The following is a 6,259-nucleotide window of genomic DNA, read 5'->3' on the forward strand; positions in this document are numbered from 1 at the left end:
CGTCTCCTTCTCCGATCTGGACCGCAACGTGTACAGCGACCACACCCTCACCCTCGCGCGGCACCCTTCCGAAACGGAGGAGCGCATGATGATCCGGCTGCTGGCCTTCATCCTCAATGCCCCGGAGAACAACGACCTCGGCAAGCTCGAATTTGGCAAAGACCTGTGGGAGGCCGACGAGCCCGCGCTGGCGCAGCATGACCTCACCGGCCTGCTCATGCACTGGATCGAGCTCGGCCAGCCCGACGAGAAGAAACTGGTGCGCGTCTGCGGCCGGTCCAAGAAGGTGAGCGTGTACAGCTTTGCCAGCAACGCCGCCGCGTGGTGGGCCGGGCTCGCCGGAAAATTCACCCGCGTGAGCAACCTCACCGTCTGGCAGATCCCCGCCGCCGAAAGCGAGGCCCTGGGCGGACTCGCGCAGCGCTCCATGGACCTCACCGTCACCCTGCAGGAAGGCGTGCTGTTTGTCGGGGAAGGGGACCGCACGGTGGAGATACGGATGGTGAAGCTGTGTGGTGGGGAGTAGATGGGAGGGGGGCAAGAGGGTCAAGACTCGTCAAGCGGTCAAGGCGTGCTGCCGAAGTGAAATCGTCCTCGTTCTCGATCACGGCGCTACGTTTCAAGTTTGAGGTTTCAAGTTTCAAGTTTCAAGTCGCCTCGCTGCTGGAGGCTCGGTTCTCATCGCTTAGAAATCTCCGTGCTTCACGCAGCGCGATCAGATCCCTCCCACGCAGGAATCAGGCACTTGCCTATTCCTTCTAAAGAGATGGCTCCCTCTCCTCCTGCATAATTTCGAGTTGACCGCAGCCTCTTGGCGCATCAGAACGTTAGGACGTTCAGAACGCCAGCCTACTCTTTCCATCCACGATCAATGACCATGAAGCACCTCCTCCCCCTTTTATTCTTCGTTCTCGGACTGCAAGCCCAGGCGCAATTCGCAACTGCGACTGCCCCCGCCATCAAAGGCAAGTTCTTTGTCTCCGTGGATGATGAGGCTGTCATTCTTCTCAATGGTGCCCAGGTTCACCAGGCAAATCTGAACGAGTCAGAGTCACCCGAATTCGAACTCAAGGCAGGCGACCGCATCCTGGTGAAACTCAAGAACACACTCGGCAAGGGGCGCTTCATGCTGCTGTTCATGTCCACAGATCGAGCGCAAATGGTCAGCTTTACGGCAGGCTCGTTCAAGCTACTGCCGGACTCCACCGTCAGCGATTTCACTCCTGCCGATTTTGCCGGATTCAAGAAGCAGGCGAAAGCAGTGCAAGGTGAATTCGCCGAGCCCTACATGCTGCCGTTCAAGAGCAGTTCGAAATGGGTCTGGGGAGATGTGGATGTCTCCAGCATCGGCTGCATCGTGACACCTCAGATGTTCAAGGCCAATACCCGCAAATAGTTCAGGTCAGGCTGCCGTCAGCCACTGGGTTCCAGATCTCATCGAGGCCGCGCTCGGCAGCCGGAGAAAAGAGGGCATGCAGGAATGGTTCTTGAAAAGGCGGGAGTCGATGAAATCATCCACTCACTGACGAAGCCGAAAAGTGTCACGGAGCGCGGGACTTTAGTCCGCAGCAGGTCGTCCGCGTGGGACGTGTGATGGCTCGCACTGAATGCCGCAAACACGGTGATGTTGGGTGTCGCGAAGGCAGCGTGCCAAAGCGGGGCAGGTGTGTGCTACGGAGTGCAGCGGAATAAATTCCGCGCTCCTTGGAGCGCTGCGCGCAAGCAGTGAGTTTCACGATCTACACCCTTAATCAAGTGCCATTCATCTCAGGCATCCTCTAACTCCTACTCGAACTTGTCCTCGATCCTAGAGTATCGAATCCTGGTGACGCGGACGGTGGATCAGTGAGGCAGTGATGGTGCCGCTGTCGATTGTGCATATGAACTCTCGGATTAAACTGAAGTATGAAACTTGTAATTGCTGCTGCATTGATTGTCTTCGGCGTCATGGTGCCTCGTTGCGTCGGTAGTCACGATGCAACGTGGTTTCACTGGTTCATTCGTCGCTTGCTCCCGGCTCTTTTTTTCGGTGCTGCAATTGGATTATTGGTGTCTTCGATCCGTCAATGAACAACGGGACTACTTGTCCAGGGGGGCGAATCCGGATACCCCACGAATGCCATTGACTCCCCTCCCGCATCCCCGCTAAAACAGCGCATGAACTCACGTGCCCTCGTCTGCATCAGCATCGCCACCGCTGCCCTGCTGTCGAGCTGCGCCCCCATCCGCACCGAGACGGTCTCCGTGCATCACGCGCGCTCGCTGCTCAACAACACCGTCGATTTCGGCTGGGACGGCGGCGTGGTGCGCCCCAATCTGCTGCGCAGCATGGGCGTGGAATTGATGATCCACCGCGCCACGCGTGGCGGCACCCAGAGCGATGTGGACTACGCCCGCCGCGAGCGCGCCGCGCGCGTGGCCGGGCTGAAGTGGGGCGCGTATCATTATGTGAACCGCGCAGGAAATCTGCAGCCGCAGCTTGATCGCTTCATCCGCGAGGTGGCCGGCACTGCGCGGCGCAATGGCACCACGGCTCATCCCCTGCTCATGGTGCTGGACAATGAAGGGCGGGACCGCGTCTCGTGGTCGCAGCTCGCCTGGGCCGCGCAGCATGTGCGGGCGCACACCGGCGTCTGGCCGCTGCTCTACTGCAGCGTGCCACTTCCTGGTATGCCCACCTTTGCCCAGCAGGAGCGCGAGCTGGAGGCGCTGACCTCTGCCCAGCGCGCCGTGCTGAAAGCCTGCGGCCTGTGGATTCCCCGCTACGGCGAGCAGACCTCCACGCACATGACCTTCAGCGTGCCCCGCGTGTTTGGCACCTGGACGTTCTGGCAGTACTGCGGCGACATCAGCGGCCATCCGAAGACGGCCCTGTTCGGCCCCGAGTTTTCCGGCAACGTGGGCGGTGCCTACACCCGCAGCGGCGGCCGTGCCTCGCTACGCCATTTCTGTGACCGCAGCTTCTTCAACGGCTCGCATGCCGCGTTTGAGAAATACTACCGCTCACACTCCTCCGCAGTGGTCGCATGGCGGTGAGACTGCTTCAGGAGAGGGACCATCCTGGTCCCTCAGCGCTCCGCTGGGGATGGCGTCCTTAAAAAACCAAAGCTGCAGGGAGGTTTTCGGCGCGCTCACAGACAGGCGGCCATGGCTACACCCATACCACGATCTGGCATGCCACCCGGCTTTCGCCTTCAGAATCGCGCGGGACTGTTTGACGCGAATCAGCCCAACTAAAACAGAGCCGAGGCGAAAACCCACCCGGCGGGAATTTACCACATCACGCGGAAGCCTACGAGCACGGTGTGGCTGTCGTAGTTTTGGCGGAACAACTCGGCCTGATAGGCGAGGTAAACGGCGTAGCGGCTCCAGCCGACATTGAGGCCCGCCGAGACGAGGGCGCTGTCACGTCCGATCTTGGGACCCGTGGAGGTGAAGGGGTTGCCGGCACCGTTGGCAAACTGGGAGGTCATGGCGAGTTCGTTGTCGAGAAACTCGTGCTGCCAGTGCAGGCCGAGAGATGGGGTGATCCGCGTTTCCCCACAGAGGGTGGTGTAGGCGGCACGCATGCCGATGCGGGAACGCAGCGAGTTCTGCTCCTGTGAGCCGAAGCGCAGGGGCGCCAGCGAGCCGGTTTCTTCAAAGCTGTCGATGCTCACAGCGGTGTAGCGCAGGGAGGCCATGGGGGTGAAGGTCCATTGATTCACGTCGATGTTGTAGCCCGTGCCGACATACAGGTCGTAGCTCGTGCTGCGGGTGCTGCCCTGGGCTGTGCCACCCAGAGCACTGCGCCGGGTGTCGTAGTTGTTGAAGCTGCCACCGACCAAAAATTCGGTGTAAAAGGCACCCTGCAGATACATGGCATACACTGCGGCGCGCATGCCGTCTGCGGTGAGTGAGCCGCCGTCCGTGAGATCGCTGTTGGACCGCGCATAGCCCAGGGTCGCACCCAGGACCCAGTTCTCATTGAAGCGCACATCCACGCCGACGGTGCTGCCGACCGATTGCACATCGAAGCCGTTCGCATTGCCCGTGTTGCCGAGGCTGGCATACTGGCCGGTCGCATTGGCAAAGAACCCATAGCGGTAAGTGTCGCGAGAAATGACCGAGGGTACCGGACCGACTGCATAGACATCTTTCGCGCTCGTGGTTTGCTCATGGTTCACGTAGGAATGGCTCCAGCCCGCACTGCGGATGGAGGCCAGACGCTGCTGTACGCTGAAGATTTCAGTGTCGAGCTGGGCAAAGGAGATGCTGTAAATGGCGGTCAGCTCTTCCGGGGCGATCTTGTTGAGCTGATTGGGCACATCATTGATGTTCAGACCGTTGAGAAAGCCCAGCACCGCTGCCTGGCGGACATCTCCCAAGGAGGCGTCCAGCGCGGCAGCCACGGCCGTCTGATTCGGCGTGAGCGGGATGAGGCTCAGCGCGTTGACAAACGTGTTCTGCACCGCATTCACGAAGACTCCAGTCGGGGTGTACACCAAGGCGAGCCTCACCAGCGATCCCGGGCCCTCGAAGGGATTGACCACCGTGGTGAACGGACTTGTAACGCTGCCAGCGTTGATGATGTTATAGCTGTCTCCTAGAGTCGGGCTAAATCCGCCGGGGGTGCTGATCACCAAGGTGCCGCCGAGGTTCGCCGCACCGGAGATGAGCAATTGATCAAAGCTGGCCGGGGATACAAGCTGGGTGACGAGCAGGCCTGTGGCGTCCTGGGTGTAAAAGCCATCGATGGTGAGCGCACCCACGGCAGCGCCAGGAGTCACGGTGCCAAAGTTGGTCACATCTCCGGTGATGGTGCCAGCGCCATTGAGATTGCCACCCAGCAGGACATTGACGGTAGGGGAGACGAGGGAGCCGGCCACCGAGACCGTGCTGCCGGAGGCCACCGTGGTGGTGAGGGCGGTGAAGCTGCCGCCAGGGGCGATGCTCAGTGTGCCTGCATTGATGCTGGCAGGGCCGGTGACCGTGGTCGCCCCGCTGATGCCCAGAACGCCTGTGCCAGCTTTGATCAGGCTGCCGTTGCTGGTGACTGTGCCGCTGAGAAGGGCTCCGCCGGCGTTGTTCACCGTCACAATAGGAGCAGCCCCCGTAAATGCCAGACCGCTGGAGATCGTGAGCAGCCCCGCGCCGCTGTTGACTGTGAGGCCCGGATCTCCGGCAATCGTCAGCGTGTTGGCTCCGGCGATGGTGACCGGCGTCGGGTCATTGATCGTGAGTGTATTGATCGTGAAATCCGCGCCGAGTGTCGTGCTCTGGTTGGTCGCGCCGGTGGCAGAAAAGGTGAGGTTATCTGTCGCGGAGGGGATGACCACCGCTGCAGTGCCGGTCACATCGGTGGCCCAGTTTCCCACATCCGTCCAAAGCCCATCCGTTGCGCCCAGCCAATGCGTCGGCGCGCCCGCCAGCAGCGGCACGATGGCGATGGCGTTGTTGTCCATGGTCACCGCACCATTCAGGGCCAGCGCGCGTCCGTCCAAGCTCGCGCCCGTCTCAAGAGTGATGGAAGTCGCCGCCAGGATCGTCCCGGAGAACGCGGAATTGACCCCGAGAGTGGCCGAACTGCCGACCTGCCAGAAGATGTTCCCCGCCTGGGCCCCATTGATCAGTACAATCATGCTGTTGGTCGCGGTGACGAGGGTGGAGCCCGTCTGGAAAATCCACACGGCATTGGAGTTTCCCCCCCCATCCAAGGTCAGGGTGCCGGTGATCCCAAAGGAGCTGGGGTCGTTGTGCACCCCGGGCGTCAGGATCAGTCCGCCGAGGTCGGTGATCGGTGCATAGATGATCGTGGGCAGACGGCCCGCCGCATCATTGAAAGCCGTCTGCAGGTCTCCCTTCGCCGCCTGGGTGATGGCATCTCCTCCGTGATTGGTCCCCGTCAGGGTCACCGAGCCAAACCCCGTGATGGTCGGCGTCGGAAAGGTGCCCACGTCTCCGAGGATCGTGGTCGTCCCCGTGTTGGTGATGCCGGAACCCGCGAGCACTGCAAAGTCAATGGCCTGCCCCAACACGATCGGAGCTTCAGCGCCAGAGGCATGGAATCCAGCAAAGGCCGCCGTGGAGATGAAGCACCAAGTGGCGCGTCTTAAAAGCGCGGATAGGGACATTGAAGCGAATATTTTATTCATAGAATTATATATTAAATTTATAAGGTAAAAGTGTCAATGGGTAGTTCACCCCATAGTAACGTTTTTTTTTAGGTTCAATAAGAAGGAGTGTCTAAGCGTTGTATTAGATAATCCTTGCGGATCTC

At 60.4% G+C, this 6,259-nt stretch carries 4 protein-coding genes; 3 read left to right on the forward strand and 1 reads right to left on the reverse strand.

Annotated features, from left to right (window positions below):
• The 3 genes from PSV43_RS17900 to PSV43_RS17910 all read left to right on the forward strand — a co-directional run.
• Window positions 1-526: YaeQ family protein (locus PSV43_RS17900; RefSeq protein ID WP_300200476.1), on the forward strand; the 526-nt coding region annotated here is incomplete at its 5' end.
• 351 nt (window positions 527-877) lie between these two features.
• A complete protein-coding gene (locus PSV43_RS17905; protein ID WP_300200479.1) occupies window positions 878-1,396 on the forward strand; it encodes a hypothetical protein in 519 nt (172 codons plus the stop codon).
• 761 nt (window positions 1,397-2,157) lie between these two features.
• Window positions 2,158-3,036, forward strand: a complete 879-nt coding sequence (locus PSV43_RS17910) for a GH25 family lysozyme (RefSeq protein WP_300200482.1) — start codon at window positions 2,158-2,160, stop codon at window positions 3,034-3,036.
• 236 nt (window positions 3,037-3,272) lie between these two features.
• Here the strand turns inward: PSV43_RS17910 and PSV43_RS17915 are convergent, their stop codons facing one another.
• The gene (locus tag PSV43_RS17915) at window positions 3,273-6,113 is read right to left on the reverse strand and encodes an ice-binding family protein (protein WP_300200485.1); all 2,841 of its coding nucleotides are present in this window, start codon (window positions 6,111-6,113) and stop codon (window positions 3,273-3,275) included.
• Window positions 6,114-6,259 lie beyond the last annotated feature (146 nt).

The sequence above is a fragment of the Prosthecobacter sp. genome (assembly GCF_029946185.1).
Taxonomy (GTDB): domain Bacteria; phylum Verrucomicrobiota; class Verrucomicrobiia; order Verrucomicrobiales; family Verrucomicrobiaceae; genus Prosthecobacter.

Coding starts and splice junctions, on each gene's coding strand:
- PSV43_RS17905 (WP_300200479.1), top strand. CDS start 878: ATGAAGCACCTCCTCCCCCTTTTATTCTTCGTTCTCGGACTGCAAGCC.
- PSV43_RS17910 (WP_300200482.1), top strand. CDS start 2,158: ATGAACTCACGTGCCCTCGTCTGCATCAGCATCGCCACCGCTGCCCTG.
- PSV43_RS17915 (WP_300200485.1), bottom strand. CDS start 6,113: ATGTCCCTATCCGCGCTTTTAAGACGCGCCACTTGGTGCTTCATCTCC.